Origin of the sequence: Moorena sp. SIO1G6 (genome assembly GCF_010672795.1) — a bacterium.
Classification (GTDB): Bacteria; Cyanobacteriota; Cyanobacteriia; order Cyanobacteriales; family Coleofasciculaceae; genus Moorena; species Moorena producens.
The window spans coordinates 1-22,116 of the sequence record NZ_JAAHFZ010000054.1 but is presented as its reverse complement, the minus strand read 5'-3'; the positions used below and the strand labels follow the sequence as shown (position 1 = coordinate 22,116).

At 43.0% G+C, this 22,116-nt stretch carries 16 protein-coding genes; 10 read left to right on the top strand and 6 right to left on the bottom strand.

The features are described from left to right. Positions 1-78: 78 nt before the first annotated feature. Genes F6K63_RS29650 through F6K63_RS29640 form a run of 3 tightly spaced genes read left to right on the top strand, consistent with a single transcriptional unit; the run spans position 79 to position 5,072 of the window. Complete coding sequence (locus F6K63_RS29650; protein ID WP_287257206.1) at positions 79-801, top strand: hypothetical protein; 723 nt, start codon at positions 79-81, stop codon at positions 799-801. Continuing rightward, entirely contained in the window at positions 798-1,700 is a 903-nt protein-coding gene (locus F6K63_RS29645; RefSeq protein WP_287267944.1) for a DUF1822 family protein, read from the top strand. The genes F6K63_RS29650 and F6K63_RS29645 overlap by 4 nt, the downstream gene beginning before the upstream one ends. 21 nt (positions 1,701-1,721) lie before the next feature. After that, positions 1,722-5,072 carry an NACHT domain-containing protein gene (locus F6K63_RS29640; protein WP_287313952.1) on the top strand — a complete coding sequence of 1,117 codons (3,351 nt, stop codon included), beginning with the start codon at positions 1,722-1,724 and terminating at the stop codon, positions 5,070-5,072. Positions 5,073-5,344: 272 nt separating this feature from the next. Here the strand turns inward: F6K63_RS29640 and F6K63_RS29635 are convergent, their stop codons facing one another. Next, entirely contained in the window at positions 5,345-5,947 is a 603-nt protein-coding gene (locus F6K63_RS29635; protein WP_287313950.1) for a type IV pilin-like G/H family protein, read from the bottom strand. Between the two features lie 402 nt (positions 5,948-6,349). After that, on the bottom strand, positions 6,350-8,119 hold the full coding sequence (gene mutL, locus F6K63_RS29630) for a DNA mismatch repair endonuclease MutL (RefSeq protein WP_287313964.1): 1,770 nt from the start codon (positions 8,117-8,119) through the stop codon (positions 6,350-6,352). A gap of 563 nt (positions 8,120-8,682) precedes the next feature. On the opposite strand from mutL, the gene F6K63_RS29625 reads away from it, so the two are divergent. Further along, positions 8,683-8,967 (top strand): hypothetical protein, encoded by a 285-nt coding sequence (locus F6K63_RS29625; RefSeq protein WP_287313948.1) that lies wholly within the window; start codon positions 8,683-8,685, stop codon positions 8,965-8,967. Positions 8,968-9,428: 461 nt separating this feature from the next. Continuing rightward, entirely contained in the window at positions 9,429-12,983 is a 3,555-nt protein-coding gene (locus F6K63_RS29620; protein ID WP_287313946.1) for an AAA-like domain-containing protein, read from the top strand. Positions 12,984-13,798: 815 nt separating this feature from the next. Here F6K63_RS29620 and F6K63_RS29615 read toward each other — a convergent pair. Further along, positions 13,799-14,053: a hypothetical protein gene (locus tag F6K63_RS29615; RefSeq protein ID WP_008184674.1), complete on the bottom strand. Its 255-nt coding sequence runs from the start codon at positions 14,051-14,053 to the stop codon at positions 13,799-13,801. A 672-nt stretch (positions 14,054-14,725) separates the two neighbouring features. Between F6K63_RS29615 and F6K63_RS29610 the strand changes: the two genes are divergently transcribed. From F6K63_RS29610 to F6K63_RS29595, 4 genes are all read left to right on the top strand, one after another. Then, entirely contained in the window at positions 14,726-15,553 is an 828-nt protein-coding gene (locus F6K63_RS29610; protein WP_287313945.1) for an esterase/lipase family protein, read from the top strand. Between the two features lie 101 nt (positions 15,554-15,654). Beyond that, positions 15,655-18,069 (top strand): tetratricopeptide repeat protein, encoded by a 2,415-nt coding sequence (locus F6K63_RS29605; protein ID WP_287313944.1) that lies wholly within the window; start codon positions 15,655-15,657, stop codon positions 18,067-18,069. Between the two features lie 106 nt (positions 18,070-18,175). Further along, positions 18,176-18,535: an RpnC/YadD family protein gene (locus F6K63_RS29600; RefSeq protein ID WP_287313942.1), complete on the top strand. Its 360-nt coding sequence runs from the start codon at positions 18,176-18,178 to the stop codon at positions 18,533-18,535. A gap of 27 nt (positions 18,536-18,562) precedes the next feature. Beyond that, positions 18,563-18,730, top strand: a complete 168-nt coding sequence (locus tag F6K63_RS29595; protein WP_008180046.1) for a DUF4351 domain-containing protein — start codon at positions 18,563-18,565, stop codon at positions 18,728-18,730. A 234-nt stretch (positions 18,731-18,964) separates the two neighbouring features. Here F6K63_RS29595 and F6K63_RS29590 read toward each other — a convergent pair whose 3' ends face one another. Next, positions 18,965-19,831, bottom strand: a complete 867-nt coding sequence (locus F6K63_RS29590) for a Uma2 family endonuclease (protein ID WP_287313941.1) — start codon at positions 19,829-19,831, stop codon at positions 18,965-18,967. Between F6K63_RS29590 and F6K63_RS29585 the strand changes: the two genes are divergently transcribed. Beyond that, positions 19,830-19,967: a hypothetical protein gene (locus F6K63_RS29585; RefSeq protein ID WP_287265840.1), complete on the top strand. Its 138-nt coding sequence runs from the start codon at positions 19,830-19,832 to the stop codon at positions 19,965-19,967. The two genes, F6K63_RS29590 and F6K63_RS29585, sit on opposite strands and share 2 nt — an antisense overlap. A 230-nt stretch (positions 19,968-20,197) precedes the next feature. Here the strand turns inward: F6K63_RS29585 and purB are convergent, their stop codons facing one another. Both purB and F6K63_RS29575 read right to left on the bottom strand, forming a co-directional pair. Beyond that, positions 20,198-21,493, bottom strand: coding sequence for an adenylosuccinate lyase (gene purB, locus F6K63_RS29580; RefSeq protein ID WP_044492320.1), 1,296 nt, complete (start codon positions 21,491-21,493; stop codon positions 20,198-20,200). Between the two features lie 50 nt (positions 21,494-21,543). Beyond that, positions 21,544-21,669 (bottom strand): hypothetical protein, encoded by a 126-nt coding sequence (locus tag F6K63_RS29575; protein ID WP_267871988.1) that lies wholly within the window; start codon positions 21,667-21,669, stop codon positions 21,544-21,546. Positions 21,670-22,116 lie beyond the last annotated feature (447 nt).

Genomic DNA, 22,116 nt, shown 5'->3' with positions numbered 1-22,116 from the left:
TCCCTCTGAATATTCTTGTTTATTGAAATATCAGGGATTAAAGAGTAATCTACACCAGTTATCAAAAAAAAGATGACTATGACAGATCAACAATTACTGGCACTTATTAATAAGATTTGTGGCAATCAGGACTTTCAGAGTGAAGAACGGCGACGGGATATCCATCGACTATTACTTGAATGTCAGCAGTTACCCGGACTCCGAAAATCTTCTTATCCCCTTTATTTGGAAGCTTTAGACCAAACTTGGGAATGGGTAATCAAAAATATTTGTGCTTTTGAACCCAAACCAGACTTAGCAGTTCAGACAAGCTTGTTAAAATGGATAAATGGTTATCTAATATGGCGGATTAAAGATTTATATCTTAACCAAGCATACCAACATAGTCGTGAGTCTAGTTTAGATGTCTACATCAATGAAAATTCGGACAATCCCTCAACACTACTAGATCAACTTCCAGATGGTGGTTTTGAGACTCCTACTCTCAATGGAATTGACGCTTACATTGATAAACTCAGAAATCAGAAAATTCTGGAAATATTTGAACAATTAGAACGTTACGTAGAGGAAGATCCAGACCATAGCTTTCAAAAGTGTCATCCTCGTAAGCGTCCCGATTGTAACTGTCAGCTCCTTTGCCAAAGGTTACTTTTCAAATACCCACCAGAGAAGTTAACTCACCTCAGCAGGGAGTTGGGCATTAAGTACGATACTATCATATCCCATTGGAAAAGAAAATGCCTACCACTCCTTCAAAAAAAATTGAAGGATATAGGATACTCAGGAGAGGAAGAATCATGACAACTCAAAACATGGAAAATTTAGAAATTACTCTCGGCATTGAAGCTCACCGCTTCGCTAGCAAATTCGCAGCGGAACAAGCCACAACTGCAAAAAGTAAACAGGTTTATTTTAATACATTAGCGGTTTATGCAGTTCACAGATATCTTAAGTATCTTGGCATTGACACGGATTTAAACGAAAGTGATTGTTGGAATCCAATTCTAAGACATCAATGGAATGTTGCTGATTTAGTTGTTCCTGACATTGGCAGATTAGAATGTCGTCCTGTGCTACCTGGAGAAACTACTGTGTCTTTACCTCCAGAAGTAACCGAAGACCGGATTGGTTATCTTGCTATTCAGTTTAGCGAACACTTAGATCAAGTCCAGCTTTTAGGATTTGCTAAAACAGTCGTTGCAGATGTTATCGAAGTTAGTCGGTTGCGCTCGGTTGATGACTTGATTGGTGAACTCTCACCTCTACCGGTAGTAAACCCCTTAAAATTAAAAGACTTGGAAAAGCTTTTTGATGACACATGGCAAGCTGTAGATGCTGTCCTGGCACCTAGACAATTTGCATTTAGAAATCTAGAAATAAACGATGATGTTATTGAACGGGCTAAAAAAATTACTCTAGGTTTATCAGCAGATTCTCAACAAGTAGATTTAGTAGTGAGTCAATGGTTGGCAGAAAATCAAGAAGTGGGATTTTTATTTCAAGTTCATCCTACAGAAAAGAATGAGTTTTTGCCTTTGGGTTTAAAATTAAAAGTCATGCTTGAGTCAGATAGTGAGGAAGTAGAAGCCCAGGAAGCAGACAGTTGGATTCAGATTGCCTTAACTGAACTTCCAGGAAAACTAGTCACTGTTCAAATTTATCTAAATGATGAATCTGTAACTGAGGAATTTGTTGCTTAGCTCTACACAAAGGCAAATAAAATGAGTAAGACAGTTATTATTATCCCAGAAGATGGCAATTTTCAGCGAGGTTTTGGTCAAGCTACCATCAAGATTGTGGAGGAAGGTAAAAATGATCCAGAGAACTACAGACAGATATACTGTCAACTACCTCAAATCCCAGAAATTCTCAGGTATTATCAGGAATGGCAGGATAAATATAAAACCCTTCTGGAGTCTTCTAGGGATGAGGATTCTAGAGGTATTATACGGACTATACGTCCTCGGTTTTCTATCCCTGAGTACATAGCTAAGTGTGATCAGTCCCTTGATCTTTTACGCAACGATCTCAATCATTGGCTGAGGACTACAAAACAACAACTCGAACAAATTCTCGATCTAAACTCCCAGGATGAAATTCAGGTCGTTGTTCAAACACATGAGATTACCTCTGAATCCACCAAAAATATATTACACAAACTACCCTGGCACTGCTGGGACTTGTTTATTGATGACTGTTTTGGTGATGTTGCTCTCTCCTTCGCTGCATCAGAGCAAATTGCCGCTGCTATTGTTACTGACCAGAACTCAAATTCCCAAAGACCGAAACGGGTCAAAATCTTATGTATTTTAGGAGACAGCGGTCAAGGTATTGATGTGGAAGCTGATAGACGATTACTCCGAAAGATACCAGGAGCATATTGTGTTTTTCTGCGACAGCCAACTCTTGAAGAATTGGAATCATTTTTAAATAAATCTTGGGATATTCTATTTTTTGCTGGACATAGTGATGTTCAAGAAGATGGTCAAACTGGCTTGCTCAAAATTAATTCAGAAGAATCTCTAGATATTCAAACGATTAGAGAGACGATGGAAAGAGCCATTGAGCAAGGTATGAAGTTGGCTATTTTTAATTCCTGCAATGGACTGGGATTAGCACGTCAACTCGCAGATTTAGATATTGCTCAGATTATTGTTTGGCGAGAACCCGTTCCTGATCAAGTGGCACAAGAGTTTCTCAAATATTTTCTGGGATTTTTCACTACGCATTTATCTCTATATCGCTCTGTACAGGAAGCTAGAATCAAGCTACAGAGCTATATCAAAAAGAACAAAAATAAACTACCAAAAGTCAGTTGGCTACCAGTCATTCATCACAATCTAGCTAAAGAAAGCATCACCTGGAAACAGTTACGGGGACTCTCAGATACGGACACTATGCCCTCAACTCCAGCTCCTGTCAGTTCCTGGGGGATAGTAGGATCTCTCTTGCAATTAATGAAAATTGATATTGCCAGCAAGAAAGCTAGTCCCCGTGAAACCTTACTTAAGCGGGTAGAAAAATTCTGGATTCAAGGTGTTCTTAAGAAGTCTTTACATATCGAAGAAACCCTTGAATTGGGTCTAATTGAAGACCCTAGCGCCGTGATCAATCCCTCAAGTCAACAAGGAGCAAATTCAAGTCGGCAAAGACAATATCTGCCTGAAGGAACTAGAGCAATTGACGTATTTGGGGAACTTGAAAACACCAGAACAATGCTGATTCTTGGTAGATCGGGGTCAGGTAAGACCACCGCACTTCTCGAAATTGCTGATGAATTAATCAGTGATGCCAGGAAAAACACAACCCTACCAATTCCTGTAGTGCTCAACCTTTCCAGTTGGGCTGGGGAGAAAGAGCCAAAACCCTTAGCCCAGTGGCTGGTTACGGAACTGAATAGAATCTATCAGTTTTCTGAAAAGCAGTGTAAGGATTGGGTAAAAAATCAGCAACTACTACTTTTATTAGATGGTTTAGATGAAGTCAGAGAAAGCAAAAGAGGAGATTGCATTAGAGCAATCAATCAGTTTATAGGAAACTATAAAGAAACCGAAATGGTGGTTTGCTCTCGAATTCGAGATTACCACAAAATTTCAGAGAAGCTTCAATTTCAAACTGCTGTTTTCTATAGGCAACTTACAGACCAACAAATCCAACGGTATTTTGACGATGCTGGAGACGCCTTGTCAGGAGTTAAGGAATTAAAAGAAGAAGACGAAGCCATACAGGAATTAGTGAAAAGTCCTCTGACTCTAAACTTTATTGCTGTTGCCTATAAAGGTCAGACAAAAGATGACTTAAACAATGACTTAAACAATGACTTAAACAATGACTTATTAGACATAAGCTTATTTGAAAAACGTCGAAAGCATTTACTTGATGCTTATATTCAAAAAAAAATTGAAGAAAAGCCGGTAAAATTTTCAAAAAAAAGCTCAAAAAAATGGTTAATTTGGATAGCTCATCAAATCACACAAAGAGAGCGAAAAGAATTATTAATTGAGCGGATGCAGCCTGATTGCTTACCTGTAGGTATTCAACAATGGATCTATAGTGTTGTTTTTAGAGTGATTCTTGGACTGATAGCTGGATTGACTACAGCCTTACACTTTGGTACCCAGGTTACCGATGATATAGGAGTACAAATCTCCTTGGTAATTCCTTCAGTGATAGCAGCTATAGTATCCTGTCTAAGTTTTCCAGTGCTATCTTATTTGAAAACTATAACTATACCAGGTTTTAGGGTTGAGTTGATCCCTCAAAAAATCCAAAAACTATCTCAAAAACTATCTAAGCTTATTCCTGGAATTATATCTGGGCTACTCTATATCATCATTACTGCTTTAATGATCTATCCCATGGTTGGAGAGGGCATAAAAGATGATAAATGGAGGGCTATTCTATCTCCTGTGACGGCTGATGGAGTAGCTATGGGGTTCTTGTTAAGCTTTATCAACAGAGAAATAGGAATTATTGACACTATCAAGCGAGATCCTAAGCAAGCCATAAGATATGGAACGGTTGGACTAATAGGTGGTTTAATTTATATCCTTGTGCGTTTGTTGTTTACAAAAAGATATGATCTCAGCCAGTTCGGAGCTTATTTTGATATCTTTATTGAGGTTATAGTATTCTCAACACTTCCTGGACTGGTTGGTTTTTTAGGCAAAGGAGAAAACCTAGAACAAACCATAATTCCTAACCAGGGTGTTTGGAAGTCAGCTAAAAATGCTGGTATTTTCTTTGGAATCTTTTTTTTTGTAGGAATACTCTATAGCTTAAATTACATCCAAGCACCTCATGAGCTCATCAGTATTGCATTAGCGGTTGGTTTACTTACTGGGATAGTAGGTGGAACAGGACCAGTATTTGCTGGAGTTGTTTTAATTCAACACTTTACGTTACGTCTAATTCTCTGGTGGCAAGGCTATACTCCTTGGCATTATGCCCGCTTCCTTGACTACGCCACAGAACGTATCTTGTTAAGAAAAGTTGGGGGTGGTTATATCTTCATTCACCGCATACTGCAAGAACATTTTGCTCAAAGATATTCTGGAAACAGGGAACAGTGAATAGGGAATCGGGAATAGTGGCACAGGCTTCGACGCTGTGACGCTGACAGCTGATAGTTGATAGCCTCACAGTTGAATGCTTACAACACACCGAAAACTATCTCCTATTTTTTACTCAAACAACCATTTACGTCTAGTAGAAGCATTCTATCAGGTTCGTCTCATTCGTGCAGACCAACCATGGAATCAAGCAACAGAAACCCTCCGACGGGATCTTTGTGATCACTACCCTGTTTATGGACACTTTGAGTTCACGGCATCTTCTAGAGGAGTTATGAACAGTATTCTTTGGGATTAGCAAGAATCTTAAAAATAAGTGGGATGATTAACTTATTCAAATTATCCGTGTTGATATCTATAGGAATCTTAGGACAGGTATTAGTCTGACCATCTTGTAAAAACACTACTCCTGCATAAGATTTCAGCTCAGGCTGTTTAGATAAACCTAACAAAACTGAACCATCTAATAATGGCTGAGGAGGTAATACCATGTACTGGTATTGTTCAGTCTCATAAGAAAGTGAAAATCCTAATTCCCCTAGGGAATTAGCAAATTCTCCATTAGTGATATAATATTCATGTTGAAGTTGTAGTAGATTCCGCACCCTAGTAGTAGCTTCAACTTCTTTTGCTTTATTAGCTTGTCTCAGCAATGTAGGAAGTGCAATGGCAGACAAAATTCCTATGATAATAATTGCTACAAGCAACTCAAGCAGTGTGAAGCCTTGTTCCTGATTGCTAAAGTTCCAATCATTTTTAGAACGACCTAAACTACTAGGTTGCTGAGTTTTGAGCCAAATCGATAATCTATGGCGAGGCTTGCTCAACTTAAGTTGTTGTGGAAAACCTCTGGCTTGTTTTTTAGTAGACGACATAGTGTTTAAACCCTGACAACTATTGCCATTTTTTATTCATCCTGATTATAGAATTAATTGTCTACCCTCTAGCACCATGACTAAAGACACAATGTCTAGCAGTCATTATATATAGGGTTTATATTTGAGTTGTGAACATACTCCCAAACGCCAAGAAGCAAGAGGCAAAAGGCTAAAGGCAAGAGGGTAAAGAGATCTGAAGTGTATTGTCCAATAAAAAAATACCTCCTAGGTTTACATCTCATTTATAAACGCTATAGATATTTTCTATTCAGTCACTCCTTACACCGAATCGCCTTGGGCGAACAACTGGCTAACCTACCCTACACCGAACGCCTTGGGCGAACAACTTGCTAACTTGTTAACCTTCAACTTTCTAACCTTCAACCTGCCAACTCTTACTTATATCCCATGACTTTTTCCAATTACCCAATGACGGCGGAAAAAACGGGAAAGAGCAGACTCTTTTAAGGATAAATAAATGGGACGCCCGTGGGGACAAGTGCGAGGGTTTCTAGTCTTTTTCCACTGATCTAATAACTGCTGCATTTCTGACAAGCTCAGGGGGATGCCATTGCGAATTGCACTGCGGCAGGCAGTTGCTACTTGAGCGGTTTGTAAGTCTCCTCCTAAACTCAGCTCTAATAGGGCTTTGGCACAATCATCTCGTTGACGCAACAGTTCTGGAGCATTCCGTACTGCCCACAGCTCTTCTCCAAAGGGGTCCACTTCTAAACCAATGCGCTGTAGTTGTTCCACCTGGCTAGGGGATAAGTGCTGGAGAATGATGGGAGGTTCTAAGGGGACTAACTGCCAGCGATCGCATAATTCTTCATACAACACCCGTTCATGGGCAATGTGCTGTTCAATTAACCAAATACCAGTAGGATGCTCGGCTACAATATACATATTATGAAGCTGAGCCATGGCTCGCAGTTGGATTAGCCCAATATCATCAGTTTTGTTATCAATTTTGCTATCAATTTTGCTATCAGTTTTGTCAGTAATTTCTTGAGTAGCTACTATCCCTTGAATTGAACGACTGGTGGTGTAACCTCCTCTAGCTTCTGATGTTTTGAGTAACTGTTTTACCCTGTTGGAGTGAATGGTTTCTGGGAGATTGGCTGGGGTGATTCGCAAAGCGTGCTCGATAGCTTCAGCAACTTGCTCTTGCCAGTAAGATACGGAGTGTAAGTAAATTTCGGTCTTTGCTGGATGACGATTCCAGTCGATTTGACTCGGACAAATCCGCAGGTGCAGGAAACAAATGGGATAGCGATCGCGAGGCAAGGTTCGAGCTAATCCTGTGATCATGGTTTGTTCCAATTCATGCGATCGCACAATTCGTCCATTAGTCGCTACCTTTACCCAGTCTGGACGTCTGCGATGGCATCGATCGGGTAATCCTAACACTAGCTCCATCAAACCATTTCCGACATTTCCCTTGGTGCTTTTATCCTGTTGTTGTTCTGTTGCCGAATCCGGTATGGGCACTTCTACCGTTAACGGCTGCAAATCACTTTCCTTTAACTGCTTGATAATTTGAGGCAGAATCTGTTGGGCAGTATGACCAGGACAAAGATTAAACCATGGACGTCCATTTTGCTCCACTTGCCAGCTAACCCTAGGATGACACAGAGCATGTTGATGAATAATGGTTTGGACAGCACGCAACTGTTGTGCCATCGGCGGTAAACCCTGGCGACGCACGGGCAATTTACCAAATAAATTAGACACTATCACAATCGTACCGGGTGCGATCGCAGCAGATTCAATCTGACGCAGTTGACCTTGGGAATTATAGATAACTCGCCACCCCTGACTATTTCCTGGACATCGGCTCAAAATTTCTAACTCTGCCACAGCCGCCAAACTATGCAACGCTTCCCCACGAAATCCCAAACTAGTAATCTTCCACAGATCATCACTACTACAGATTTTGCTAGTACTGTGGGCAAAAGCCGCTTTTTGCAAATTCTTCACCTCCATCCCTGTGCCATTATCTGCCACTCGTACCCGCCATTGCTCAGTCCACAGGGAAACAGTAATCCGAGTTGCCCCAGCATCAAGGGAATTTTCGATCAGTTCTCGCACCACTGCCGCTATTGAATCAATGACTTCCCCAGCAGCAATTAGATGAACTACGTTTTTAGGTAGGGTTTGAATAATCATTTCAGGGAATCGGGAATCGGGAATCGGGAATTGGGAATCGGAACCCACCCCTAACCCCTCCCAGGAGGGGAACGGGAATCGGGAATCGGGAATCGGGAATCGGGAAAAAATTGTACCTCATAAGTATGATAAACGCTATATAGTGAATTTTTAATTAATTTTGTATAAAACACAAAGGACAACAAACAATATTACTATAAATAATGTGATTAAACGGATTTACCTTAGTTCTATATAACCAACGTTATCCAGAAGTTAAGAATTTGGAGTATCGCGTCAGTAATATCACTTCAGGAGTATCGCCTCAGGAGTAATTATAAATTATTTACCCAATAATTAGTAATTCATCAGCGTTTTATCAGCCATCCAATTTTCGATTATATCTCAACAATATTGAGAAGTATACTAATTCATTCATTATGGTTATTTATATTAACAATAAAACTGCAAATTTATGACCTATAATTTAAATTTAATGCTATAGTATGTTGTGTATATAATCAAAAGTATTGCTGATATAACATAACCCTAAAAAAACTCCGAATGAGTCTGATAATTGCTAGATGAGGTACAGTCAATTTTCTTCCCCCGACTCCCTCGGTGCGCTTTCCGTAGGCGAATTAAATTCGCCACGGGTCGCACCGCTCCCGATTCCCGATTCCCGACTCCCGATTCCCTACTCCCTACTCCCTAAGGAAACAATGAACCAACAACGACAAAAACCCCACTACTCAATATGTCAGGGATTCCGTATTCCCATGGGATTTCCGGTAACCTGTTTTGAATCTGGACTGAATTACAATGCTCAAGCGGAGGATAACTTTATTGTTACGTATCCCAAATTTTGATTCCCAGTAAGCATATGCGCTACTTGAGGTGCTACTTGAGGTGCCGTCAGCTGTCAGCCGTCAGCTAAAAGCTCACGCTACTTGAGGTGCTTAAGATAAACCTTGACGGGAGAATTTAATAGTTCAAGATTTTGTAAGCATTCAGCAGTCAGCAGTCAGCAGTCAGCAGTCAGCGGTCAGCGGTCAGCTTATTTTATTCAAAAGCACCGATTGCGCTACGCGCAAGCTGCGCGAACAGTAGGGTGGCACAGGCTTCGACGCTGTGACCTAACCCATAAGCTGATAGCTAATAGCTGAAAGCTGATAGCTAATAGCTAATAGCTGAAAGCTGATAGCTGATAGCTGATAGCTGATAGCTGATAGCTGAAAGCTGATAGCTGATAGCTGATAGCTGATAGCTTAGCTCCCTACTCCCTAAAACCCAGAATAAAAATAGCTCACCCAATTCAAAACTGCTACACATGGACACCTACGAATATCAAGTCGGTGGTAGTTTAAAATTAAATGCCCCTAGTTATGTAGAGCGTCGAGCTGATGCTGAACTTTATAATGCCTTAATTAGGGGTGAGTTTTGTTATGTGTTCAACTCCCGACAGATGGGTAAGTCTAGCTTGCGCTTACGGATCAAGCATCGACTGCAACAGGCTGGTTTTAGCTGCGCTTCTATTGATATGACGCGCATTGGTAGCGAAACTATTACTCCCCAGCAGTGGTATAAGGGATTAGTAGTTGAGTTATTAAGGAATTTCAAACTTTACCGGAAGGTTAATTTAAAAACTTGGTGGCGTGAGCACGATGATTTATCGGAAATCCAGCGATTGAGTCAGGTGATCGAAGAGATTTTGTTAGTTAACCTCAAAAGCGAAAAGATTTTTATTTTTATCGATGAAATCGATAGCGTGATTAGCCTCAATTTCCCGACCGATGATTTTTTTGCTCTGATTCGATCCTGCTATAACCAGCGAGCAGAAAATCCAGACTACAATCGCCTCACCTTTGCTTTATTTGGAGTCGCCACCCCTTCGGATTTAATTTCCCAGATAAAACGAACTCCTTTTAATATTGGTAAAGCTATTGATTTGCATGGTTTTACCCTAGAAGAAGCTCAACCATTAGCATCAGGATTAGTAGGATTAGTAGAGAATCATCAAACTATTCTCAAAGAGATATTGGCTTGGACAGGAGGACAACCATTTCTGACTCAAAAGCTGTGCTATCTGGTGCAGATATCGAATCAAAAGGCAATTAGTGGCTCTCTGACGATTCCCCCTGGTACGGAAGGATTTTGGTTAGAGCAGCTTGTGCGTAAGGAAATTATTGAAAACTGGGAAGCCAATGATCAACCGGAGCATTTACGAACCCTACGGGAACGCATTCTCAGAAATGAACAAGGCTCTAGTCGGTTATTAGCCCTTTATCAGGAAATCTTACAACAGGGAGAAATTGCTGCAGATGATACTCCTGAACAAATAGAATTACGGCTAAGTGGGTTAGTTGTCAAGGAGCCTGGTCAGGATAACAAAACTTCCCCAGTATTAAGGGTTTATAATCCCATCTACCAGTCTATTTTTAATCAGGATTGGGTTGAGCAAAAATTAGGGAATCTGCGACCTTATAATCAAGCCCTAAACGCTTGGTTAGCCTCCAACCGTGAAGATAATTCTCGGCTGTTGCGAGGACAAGCTTTAGCAGAAGCCTTAAACTGGAAAGCGGGCAAACGGTTGAGTATAGTAGATGATGAATTCTTAGCTGCTTCTCAAGAATTAAGCTGGATTGAACAGCAACGGTATTTAGAAGCAGAACGGGCTAAGGAAGCAGAAGCAAGATTAGCAGAACAGAAAAAAAGTGCCAGACGACTCAAGTTCTTGCTAATGGCAGTGGGCACAGCATTGATGGTTTCCACAGGGTTAGGGGTGACCACTTACCTCGGATATAGACGCTCAGCTATTAGCGAAATGAATGCGATCGCAAAATCCTCAGCAGCGCTCTTTGCCTCCAATCAACAATTGGACGCCCTAGTAGAAGCGATCAGAGCCAAGGAACGATTGAAAAGCTTTGGTAACGCAGACCCCACTACGGAAACTCAAGTAGAATCGGTGCTAAGACAGGCAGTTTATGGGACTGTTGAATATAATCGCTTAGTAAAGCATAGTAATCAGGTTTGGGCAGTTGCCATTAACCAGGATGCTAATCTAATCGCTACCGCTAGTTACGATAAGACCATCAAACTCTGGACACTGGATGGTAAACTACTATCTACTCTCAACGGTCATCAAGCTGGAGTTTACGACATTGCCATTAGCCTAGACGGCAATCTGATTGCTTCCGCTAGTGACGACAAAACCGTCAAACTCTGGAAACGGGATAGTCAGGGAACGTTTCAACCCCGACCCTATAAAACCCTCAACGGCCATCAAGCTGGCGTTTATGGTGTTGCCATTAGCCCCGACAGCCAGATGATTGCTTCAGGGTCTGGAGACAAAACCGTTAAGCTCTGGAAAGCTGACGGTACCTTGATTACTACTCTTAAAGACCATAGCGCTACTGTTTATGGAGTGGCCATTAGCCCAGATGGTCAAACCATTGCGTCAGCGTCAGGGGACAAAACCGTTAAACTTTGGGGCTATAATGGGAAATTACTAAGGACGTTTCAGGGGCATAATGACCGCGTTTACAACGTTGCCATCAGCCCAGATGGTCAAACCATTGCGTCAGCGTCAGGGGATAAAACCGTTAGACTTTGGGGTACTGATGGCACTTTACTAAACACCCTTCAGGGCCATAGCGATCGCGTTTACAACCTTGCGATCAGCCCAGATGGTAAAACCATTGCGTCCGCGAGTTGGGACGGAACCGTTAACCAGTGGAGTTGGGAAGGCACATTACTCACTACCCTCAGAGGACATCAAGATTTAGTGTACGGTGTGGCCATTAGCCCAGACGAAAAAACTATTGCATCCGCGAGTTGGGATGGAACGGTCAGGCTCTGGAAACCCGATGGCATCATCCTCACCAGGCTCAGGGGGCATAGTGATTTAGTTTGGGCAGTGGCCATTAGCCCAGACGGAAAAACCATTGCATCGGCGAGTTGGGATCACACAGTCAAACTGTGGAATAAAGACGGTAGCCTACAAAGAACCCTAACTGGCCATAGTGCTAGAGTTTCCGGAATAGCGATTAGCCCAGATGGTGAGATGATTGCCTCCGCTAGTGCCGATAACACCATCAAGCTCTGGCACAGAAACGGTAGCTTGCTAAAAACTTTAACAAATCATACCAGCGCCGTTTTAGCAGTAGTCTTCAGCTCCGACGGTGAGATGATTGCCTCCGCTAGTGCCGATAACACCATTAAGCTCTGGAAACAGGACGGTACCTTAATTAATACCCTCAAGGGCCATAGCGATCGCATTGATGGAGTAGCCTTCAGCAAGCGATGCAGCGCGGTCTTGGGGGTTTCCCCCATGAGCGACTGCATCAAGAAAGACGGGACTCTAATTGCTTCCGCCAGTTGGGATAAAACTGTCAAGCTTTGGAAGCCAGACGGAACCTTGATTACTACCCTGAAAGGACACCATGACCGGGTTTACAGCGTTGCCATCAGTCCCGACGGTGAAACCATTGCGTCAGCGAGTTGGGACAAAACCATTAAACTCTGGAAGCGCGATGGTACCTTGATTACTACCCTCAACGGTCATCAAGCAGGGGTATTAGCAGTAGTGTTTAGCCCTGACGGTAACAGAATTGCTAGCGCTAGTTATGACAAAACCGTCAAACTCTGGAAGCAGGATGGAACCCTTTTAACTACCCTGAAAGGACATAGCGATGGCGTCTTAGCCGTAGTTTTCAGCCCAAATGGTGAGATGCTCGCCTCCGCTAGTGGAGACAACACTGTTATTATATGGGATTTAGATCAAGTCCTCGATTTAGATCAGTTACTAATCTATGGTTGCAATTGGATACAAGATTATTTGAAGACCAACTCGGAGGTTAATGATGTTTGTCACCCTTTTGAATAGGCAATAGGCATGCTAGCAATAGGCAAGAGTAGATGTAGGGTGGGCAGTGCAACAGACCGATTGATCTGGCTTGGATTTTGCGTAGGTATGCACTGCCCACCAAGAATTAATTACAATCGAACAATTGTTGTTAACTGATACTCAATGGGATTCGGCTTCGCCGACCCTATGCGAACGCATTTAACAATTTCACTAATCATACTAACCGGTTTGATTCTTGTTTGACCCGGTGGTGCGTTACACCGACCGGCTGTAGCAATGCTGACGACGAGGCAGAAAATGAGGGTGAGCCCGTCTTATCACGCACCCTACGCAACTTTCAACCGAACAACCTTCAACCTTAAACCGAACAACCTTCAACCTTAAACCGAACAACCTTCAACCGAACAACCTTCAACCTTCAACCGAACAACTTTCAACCTTCAACCGAACAACTTTCAACCGAACAACTTTCAACCCCCAAAAAAATAGCCGCAGAAATACTTTCCACGGCTAGAATTTATCTTTATGACTCAACTTTGTAAACCAAACCAGACAACATAATCCGATATGATTAGACCGTAAGCATATGCGCTACGCGCACGCTACGGGAACAGCTATCAGTTATCAGCTATCAGTTATCAGCTATCAGTTATCAGCTTATGCGCTACGCCAACAGCTTTTGAATAAAACAGGTAACTATTTGTTTAATCTGAGTTATGTCTGCTGACCGCTGACTGCTGACCGCTGACTGCTGACCGCTGACCGCTGACCGCTGACTACTGACATCAGACCCGATTTTTTTGCCAAGGGGGTAAAACCCCCCATAAGTTAGTTTAACCGATAATTAAGTACTTCGTCATTATCGTAATGAATTCCCCTGGGATCCCAGTGGGCTGAAGGGGGCTCCACTCCGAGATTTCCGCGTAACGCAGTGCATAAAGGGCATACATGGTATTGAGTATTGCCTTACGTGACCCTTTCAAAATGTGCTTAACTGGGTATTTTTTTGGAGAAGGTTCCTGAGGAGTATTACCGGGAGTAGTCTCTTCAGGATTGTTGTTTTCGTTTGGTACAAAGTCTTCAGTCATAATTAAACTCGTGTTTGAAGTTTACAAATATAATCATAACGATTATAGTTAAAATTGTCAAGGAATTTTAGAATTTTTTTTCTGAAGGGGTATTGAAAGAAAATGTACGGAAAAGAAATAGAATTTAGAATTTAGAATTTAGAATTTAGAATTGGGAATTGGGAATCGGGAACAGTTGCGTAGGGTGCGTTAGGGGCGGACTTGCCCTAATTGTTTGCTCAAGCGCCAGCCTTGGTATAGTCCGCCCCGTAACGCACCACCAGGTCAAACAGCAAAAGAATCGTAGGGTGGGCATTGCCGATAAATATCATGATTGAACGGCGATTAATGAAATGGGCAATGCCCACCAATACCCAATCATAATCGGGAATCGGGAATCGGGAATCGGGAATCGGGAATGCCTTCGCTTAGCGTGACATGCAGGTCAATCGCGTTTTTTTGGGGAGTTAATTTACTGATATCATCGGCAAAAATAAGAAAAAAAATAAAATATATAATAGAAATTGTGATAGGTATATAAAATGAATTGTTATAACTTTTGTTCCCTGTTCCCTGCTCCCTATTCCCTACTCCCTACTCCCTACTCCCTATATTTCCCTGTGTTAAACTAAATCGAGATTGGGTTTCATGCATCTACTGGTTAATGCTATATAATTAACTGGAGGCTAATCCTTGAATAAATTGACGGGCTTCATTAAAATCTCAAGCGACCAGGACTCATTGCCCAGTGCGGATATCGTGTTTGTTCACGGGCTGGGAGGGGATGCTAGAAGCACGTGGCATCCTAAGGAAAAACAGGATGATGATGACTTCTGGCCAGTTTGGTTAGGAAACGATCAGCTAGGTCTTAACATCTGGTCTTTTGGGTATAACGCTAAAGCGACAAACTGGAAAAGCAACAGCAGTATGCCTCTTTTCGATCAAGCCAGTAATTTATTAGATTGCTTAGATAGTCGGGATCTGGGTAAACGTCCATTAGTATTTATTACTCACAGTCTGGGCGGGCTTTTAGTCAAAAAGATGCTTCGTAGTGCTAATGATTATGATAACTATAAAGGCATTATTGAGCAGACTAAAGGAATAGTATTTCTGGGTACTCCCCACACTGGATCTGATCTAGCTGATGTAATTGATAAAATTCGCATTGTTACACGAACTACAGTAAGTGTGGAGGAACTCAAAGCTCATGCCCCTCAGTTAAGGGAATTAAATCAGTGGTATACACAAAATGCTCCTCGTTTAGGAATTGACACAAAGGTCTATTACGAAACCCAGCCTTTGAAAGGGATTTTGGTTGTAGACGAGGATAGTGCCAACCCAGGCATTGCAGGAGTGAAGCCGGTTGCCATGCCAGATGACCACATTTCGATATCCAAACCCAAGTCTCCAGACAGTGAGCTCTATCTTAGTGTCAAGAAATTTATCAAAGAATGCCTCAAAACTCCTGGGTGGCTGTATAACATCAATGGAATAGAAGTAAAAAAAAACGGACAAAATTAAATCCCCCCAGTAACATTATCAATCGAGGCACTCCCCACTTTGTCGGTAGGGACCCTCAACTTGAGCAGCTCCATCGGGAATTTGAACAGACCAATCAATTAGTGATTTGTGCCATTGCCGGAATGGGCGGTGTGGGCAAAACCGAATTAGCTCTACAATATGCTCTGAACAATCAGCACAACTACCCTGGTGGTTTGTGCTGGTTCCCAGTGCGAGGGTTGGATCTCGGGACTCAAGTTGTCAATTTTGCCCGTACTAAATTAGGATTAACCATTCCAGATCAACTAGAGTTCAACCAACAGGTAGAATACTGCTGGGGGCATTGGCCAGAAGGAACAGCATTGATCGTGCTGGATGATGTGCCTTCTTTCAGCAACGACTACAAACAGAGAATTCAGCCCTACTTACCTCCAGCCCAATCCCGCTTCAAAGTACTGGTCACCAGCCGTCAGCGTCCAGGGGCTTCTTACCGACGAATTGACTTGGATGTACTATCCCCAGAAGCAGCATTGGAATTATTGGAATCCCTTGTTGGAAAAGAGCGCATTGATCAGGAACGAAAAGAAGCACAAGCGTTATGTGAATGGTTGGGTTATTTGCCCTTAGCTTTGGAGTTAGTCGGACGATATTTAGATATACATCCAAATTTAACTATCCCTAAAGTTCAGAAACGTTTAGAGAAAAAGAAATTAGCAGCAAAGGCATTACTTTATCAAACAGAACAAGGGGAGATCACAGCCCAGTTGGGAGTTGCAGCAGCCTTTGAGTTATCCTGGGAAGATTTGGAAGAGTCTCCAGAAGCCCAACAGTTGGGATGTCGTTTGAGTTTGTTTGCTCCTGCTCCTTTTGATTGGTCACTAGTAGAGTCTTGTGTTATCGAAACTGAAGATGAGGAGGAATGGGAAGAAGAACAAGAAGACTTGGAAGAATTACGGGATAGTTTCCTAGTCAATCGTAATCTATTGCAACTGACCGAACAGCAAACCTATCGACTCCATCAACTAATTCGAGAATTTTTCCAGACCAAGCTGGCTCAATTACCAGAGGCCGATGGCTACAAGCAAAGCTTTTGTCAGGTAATGGTGGCTGTAGCTCAATTGATTCCCCAGACACCAACTCAGGAAATCATTGCAGCAGTTAACCCCGCCATCCCTCATTTAGTTGAAACTGCCACAGTCCTAACTGATTGGCTCAGGGATGAAGATTTAATATGGCCTTTTGTTGGCTTAAGAAGATTCTATGAAGGTCAAGGTACCTATGACCAGGCTGAAGCGTTGTGTAAGCAATGTTTAGAGATAACCAGAACCCGCTTGGGTCAAGACCATCCCGATGTGGCCACCAGTCTCAACAACCTGGCTGGACTCTACTACTCAATGGGGCGCTATGACCAGGCCGAACCCCTCTATCAACAGGCTTTGAAGATCAGAAAGCAGCTGCTGGGTGAGGAGCATGTCGATGTAGCCGACAGTCTCAACAACCTGGGATTACTCTACAAGTCAATGGCGCGCTATGACCAGGCCGAACCCCTCTATCAACAGGCTTTGGAGATGAAAAAGCAGCTGCTGGGTCACCACCATCCCGATGTGGCCACCAGTCTCCATAACCTGGCTGCACTCTACAAGTCAATGGGGCGCTATGACCAGGCCGAACCCCTCTATCAACAGGCTTTGGAGATGAAAAAGCAGCTGCTGGGTCACCACCATCCCCATGTGGCTACCAGTCTCCATAACTTGGCTGCACTCTACAAGTCAATGGGGCGCTATGACCAGGCCGAACCCCTCTATCAACAGGCTTTGGAGATCAGAAAGCAGCTGCTGGGTCACCACCATCCCCATATGGCCACCAGTCTCAACAACCTGGCTGGACTCTACGAGTTAATGGGGCGCTATGACCAGGCCGAACCCCTCTATCAACAGGCTTTGGAGATCAGAAAGCAGCTGCTGGGTCACCACCATCCCGATATAGCCCAAAGTCTCAACGGCCTGGCTGGACTCTACGAGTCAATGGGGCACTATGACCAGGCGGAACCCCTCTATCAACAGGCTTTGGAGATGTATAAGCAGCTGCTGGGTCACCACCATCCCGATGTGGCCACCAGTCTCAACAACCTGGCTGGACTCTACGAGTTAATGGGGCGCTATGAACAGGCCGAACCCCTCCATGTAGAGGCATTGGAGATCAAAAAGCAGCTGCTGGGTCACCACCATCCCTCGGTGGCCACCAGTCTCAACAACCTGGCATTTCTCTACCAGTCAATGGAGCGCTATGACCAGGCGGAACCCCTCTATCAACAGGCTTTGGAGATGAAAAAGCAGCTGCTGGATCACCACCATCCCTCGGTGGCCAAAAGTCTCAACGGCCTGGCATTACTCTACTGTAATCAGGGGCGCTATGATCAGGCCGAAGCCCTATTTGTCCAGGCTTTGGAGATTGCAGAACAGAAGTTAGGGTCAAATCATCCTAACACTGTAAGCATCCGTAAGAATCTAGAAAGTTTGCGCGATATAAAAAAGTAACAGGGAACAGAATAAACGATATCCGAATAGTTTTTGATGTTATCCTAAATCAGCAATATTATTCATTAATTAGCTAGAAATACTATATATAGTACTACCCATTAAGATGTTTGACATTGTCTTGATGCAGTCGCTCATGGGGGAAACCTTGCTATCCCAGGTAGCAGCCAGAATCGATATGATTGAAGATAGACAACAGCAGCGTAACCTATCTGCCTGCGTGCAACTGTTGGCTGGGGTTAAATTTGATGAACAGTTAATTCAAGCTTATTTTCGGGAGGATATGATGCAAGAGTCAGTAGTTTATCAACGAATTATTCGCCAAGGATTAGAACAAGGATTAGAACAAGGATTAGAACAAGGATTAAAACAAGGATTAAAACAAGGATTAGAACAAGGATTAGGACAGGGATTAGAACAAGGAAAGCGCAGCGATGCAGCGCGGTCTTGGGGGTTTCCCCCATGAGCGACTGCATCAAGAAATGAGCTTAATTTGATTATCCGTCAAATTAACCGTCGCTTAGGTAAGATAAATCCCCAATTACAAAATCAAATTGAGCAGTTATCCTTTGAGCAGTTGGAGGATTTAGGAGAAGCGTTGTTAGATTTTGAAACTGAAGTGGATTTGACCAATTGGTTAAACCAGTTAACGGATAAGTAAAATCCCGTTAGGTGTCGCACTCAAAAGCCGTGCCATGGAGAGCTGATAGAGTGGGTAAGGAAAAGCTTTACCCACTCTACTATTGCTACAGCAATCGGGTGCATCTCATATTTGCTGTTTGACCCGGTGGTGCCTTACGGGACGGACTGTCCCAACTAAATTCTAAATTCCAAATTCTAAATTCCAAATTCTAAATTCTAAATTCTAAATTCTAAATTCTAAATTCTAAATTCTTCATTCTTCATTCTCTACTTCCTCAATAGACAAGCCTAAAGCTGAACTCACTTGCTCCACTGTTAGTCCCATTGCCAATAGCTTAGGAATAGCATCTCTTTGTGAACGTTCAGCTTGCTCAGCTCGTTGTTTTTCTTGCTCAGCTCGTTGTTTTTCTTGCTCAGCCCGTTGTTTTTCTTGTTCCGCTCGTTCACTGCCCATCAGCAGTAGATTACCTTCCGTATCCCACCACCTTAGCCACAAGTGATTCTGATTAAGATTCTGATATGAGCCTTCCCATACACCTAATTCTACCCCTAACTGTTCAATAGGATAATGTCCCCTTTGATTAGTCTTCATCTGGTGATATTTACCATTAACTAGATGATAGACTTCTAACTCCCCAGTATCAAATATATAGATTCCGTAGTAGGGAATGCGAATAATTTGTTCATAAACCCAGAATTTACCTGGTTTAGTTTTTTCTTCCCCAGTAGCAGATAAAGGAGTAGAATCCCTTTCCTCGTCTCCATTGCCACTAGCAAATTCCAGAGCAATCAGAGGTGCTAGGTGTTCTTGCCAAAGTACATAGGAACGACGAATTTTACCATCTAACAGAGGAGGTACTCCCGGTACATAAAACCAATCCGGAGCTTCTGCTCCTCTTTCTAAAGGTTCTGTGATCCGCCAATAGATACCTGAGTCTTGACCAATAGCGTATTGTCTGTCCGGATGAATTTTCTGGAGAACCGGTTCAATAGAATCAGTTAAAATAATGCTTTGGGGATGCTCATGGAAGTTCTTCACAAATTCGCCATTGGATTCTGGTAGTTGAGTATGATCCGGTAACGAAATAGTTAGACCTGTGCGCTCTAAGCTCTGGGTCATGACAACCTCATCTTGGGAAATGATTTGTAAGCATATGCGCTACGCGCACGCTACGCGAACAGCGGTCAGCCGTCAGCGGTCAGCCGTCAGCGGTCAGCCTTTAGCTGATAGCCGTCAGCGGTCAGCCTTTAGCTGATAGCTGATAGCTGAATACTTACAATGATTTAGGTATACTTACTACTTATTTTAGCAGTTCTAAATACCCAATTAAGAACTGCTAAAATAAGTAGTAAGCATTTAGCTATCAGCCTTGGCCTTGACCTTTGGGTCACCCTACGGGAAACGAGGTTTATTTTAAGCTGACGGCTGACAGCTGACGGCACCTCAAGTAGCGTGCGCGTAGCGCATATGCTTACAATCAGTGGCCTAGATTCCCAACCGTTGATAAACCTCGTCCAAATGTTGAAAATGATGCTGGGGATTAAAACATTCCTCTATTTCTGAAGGAGTTAGCTTACTAGTAACCTCAGGATCCTTAGTAATCAAATTGTAGAAGTCTCCCTCAGGTTGATTCCAGGCTTGATGGGCACAAGACTGAACAATACTGTAGGCATCTTCCCGATTCATCCCCTTTTCTACTAACGCTAACAACACCTTTTGGCTAAAGACCACACCCCCATAAACATTCATATTCCGCTTCATGTTTTCTGGATAAACCAACAAGTGTTTCACTAAATCTGTGATTTCCACTAACATGAAGTGAGTTAAAATACACACATCTGGCAGAATGACTCGTTCTACAGAAGAATGAGAAATATCCCGCTCATGCCATAGGGCAACATTTTCTAAAGCAGCCACCGCATGACTCCGCAGAATTCGTGCCATCCCGCTTAGCCGTTCAGAACGAATTGGATTACGTTTGTGTGGCATAGCAGAAGAACCTTTCTGTCCTTTAGAAAAGAATTCTTCTACTTCTAAGACATCGGTTTTTTGGAGATTGCGAATTTCCACAGCAAACCGTTCAATGGTTGCCCCTAACAGAGCTAACTGTTGGACAAACTCACCATGGCGATCGCGAGAAATAATTTGGGTTGAGGCAGTATCAGGTTGCAGTGACAGGTTTTGACATGCGATCGCTTCCACTTGAGGGTCAATATTGGCATAGGTTCCCACAGCACCAGAAATCTTGCCCACAGATATGTTTTCACGCAGACCCACTAAGCGATCGCGATGGCGGCAAACTTCTGCTAACCAACCGGCCAGCTTAAAACCAAAGGTAATTGGTTCAGCATGAATTCCGTGAGAACGACCAATCATCACCGTGTAGCGATGTTGTTGTGCCTGGTAGCGAATCGCTTGAGCAAGCTTCTCGATCTGTTCGAGGATAATATTTAGACTAGCAACCAGTTGCAGTGCCAAGGCAGTGTCTAAAACATCGGAACTAGTCAAGCCTAAGTGTATGTAGCGTCCCACATCCCCTACATACTCATTCACATTAGTCAGAAAGGCAATCATGTCATGGCGGACTTCTTGCTCAATCTCTTGCACCCGCTTGAGGTCAAAATCCGCCTTTGCCTTAATTTCCTCTACTGCTTCACCGGGAATCTTACCCAGTTCCGCTTGTGCTTCACAAACAGCTATTTCCACCTGAAGCCAGGTTTTGAGCTTGTAGGTATCCGTCCACAATTCCCCCATCTCGGGTAGGGTGTAGCGCTCAATCAATTCCCATATCGCAGAACACAACCTTACAATTATAGCAGTTATCAATGGGTTTAGGGACTTTCGTCTTGGGTTAATCGGAGTCGGGAGTCGGGAGTCGGGAGTCGGGAGTCGGGAGTCGGGAGTCGGGAGTCGGGAGTCGGGAGTCGGGATGTAGTGCTGCCAAAGGCTTTTTCCACGGGGCTTTCAAGGTATTGAATCTACCTGAACCGGAAGATAAACGCTATATAATGGATTAATAATTAATGATTAATCATGGGTCAAATCCCCTATCCCCTGTTGCCTGTTGTCACCTACCATGACCAATTTTCCTCTCAATGCTGGGTCTATCCAAATATCCGGGAACGTGAGAACCCCTCTCTTTTAAGGAGGGTCAGAAGTTACCGTAAGAAGAGTGGAGCCTTTATAGGCGACAGACTATGCAAAAAAGGGTTAAAACTCATGAAATAAGGCTCCACTCTTCTAAGGTTTCGTCTCCGGGATGAAACGGACACGACGGGCTTGCTGACGGACACAAGTGGTTGAAAAGTAAGTAGGGAAGGGGTTGGACAAAACAGAAAAATCTGGGTAAATGGGGTAGTCAAGAAAAATCCCAATTATGACCCAGAAAAAAATCTACTCACAAG

Bases quoted from the DNA above. Each gene is read 5' to 3' on its own strand.
- mutL (WP_287313964.1), bottom strand. From the start codon at position 8,119: ATGATTATTCAAACCCTACCTAAAAACGTAGTTCATCTAATTGCTGCT.
- F6K63_RS29635 (WP_287313950.1), bottom strand. From the start codon at position 5,947: ATGTCGTCTACTAAAAAACAAGCCAGAGGTTTTCCACAACAACTTAAG.
- F6K63_RS29585 (WP_287265840.1), top strand. From the start codon at position 19,830: ATGACAACCTCATCTTGGGAAATGATTTGTAAGCATATGCGCTACGCG.
- F6K63_RS29615 (WP_008184674.1), bottom strand. From the start codon at position 14,053: ATGACTGAAGACTTTGTACCAAACGAAAACAACAATCCTGAAGAGACT.
- F6K63_RS29590 (WP_287313941.1), bottom strand. From the start codon at position 19,831: ATGACCCAGAGCTTAGAGCGCACAGGTCTAACTATTTCGTTACCGGAT.
- F6K63_RS29645 (WP_287267944.1), top strand. From the start codon at position 798: ATGACAACTCAAAACATGGAAAATTTAGAAATTACTCTCGGCATTGAA.
- F6K63_RS29620 (WP_287313946.1), top strand. From the start codon at position 9,429: ATGGACACCTACGAATATCAAGTCGGTGGTAGTTTAAAATTAAATGCC.
- F6K63_RS29640 (WP_287313952.1), top strand. From the start codon at position 1,722: ATGAGTAAGACAGTTATTATTATCCCAGAAGATGGCAATTTTCAGCGA.
- F6K63_RS29625 (WP_287313948.1), top strand. From the start codon at position 8,683: ATGAGGTACAGTCAATTTTCTTCCCCCGACTCCCTCGGTGCGCTTTCC.
- F6K63_RS29600 (WP_287313942.1), top strand. From the start codon at position 18,176: ATGTTTGACATTGTCTTGATGCAGTCGCTCATGGGGGAAACCTTGCTA.
- F6K63_RS29650 (WP_287257206.1), top strand. From the start codon at position 79: ATGACAGATCAACAATTACTGGCACTTATTAATAAGATTTGTGGCAAT.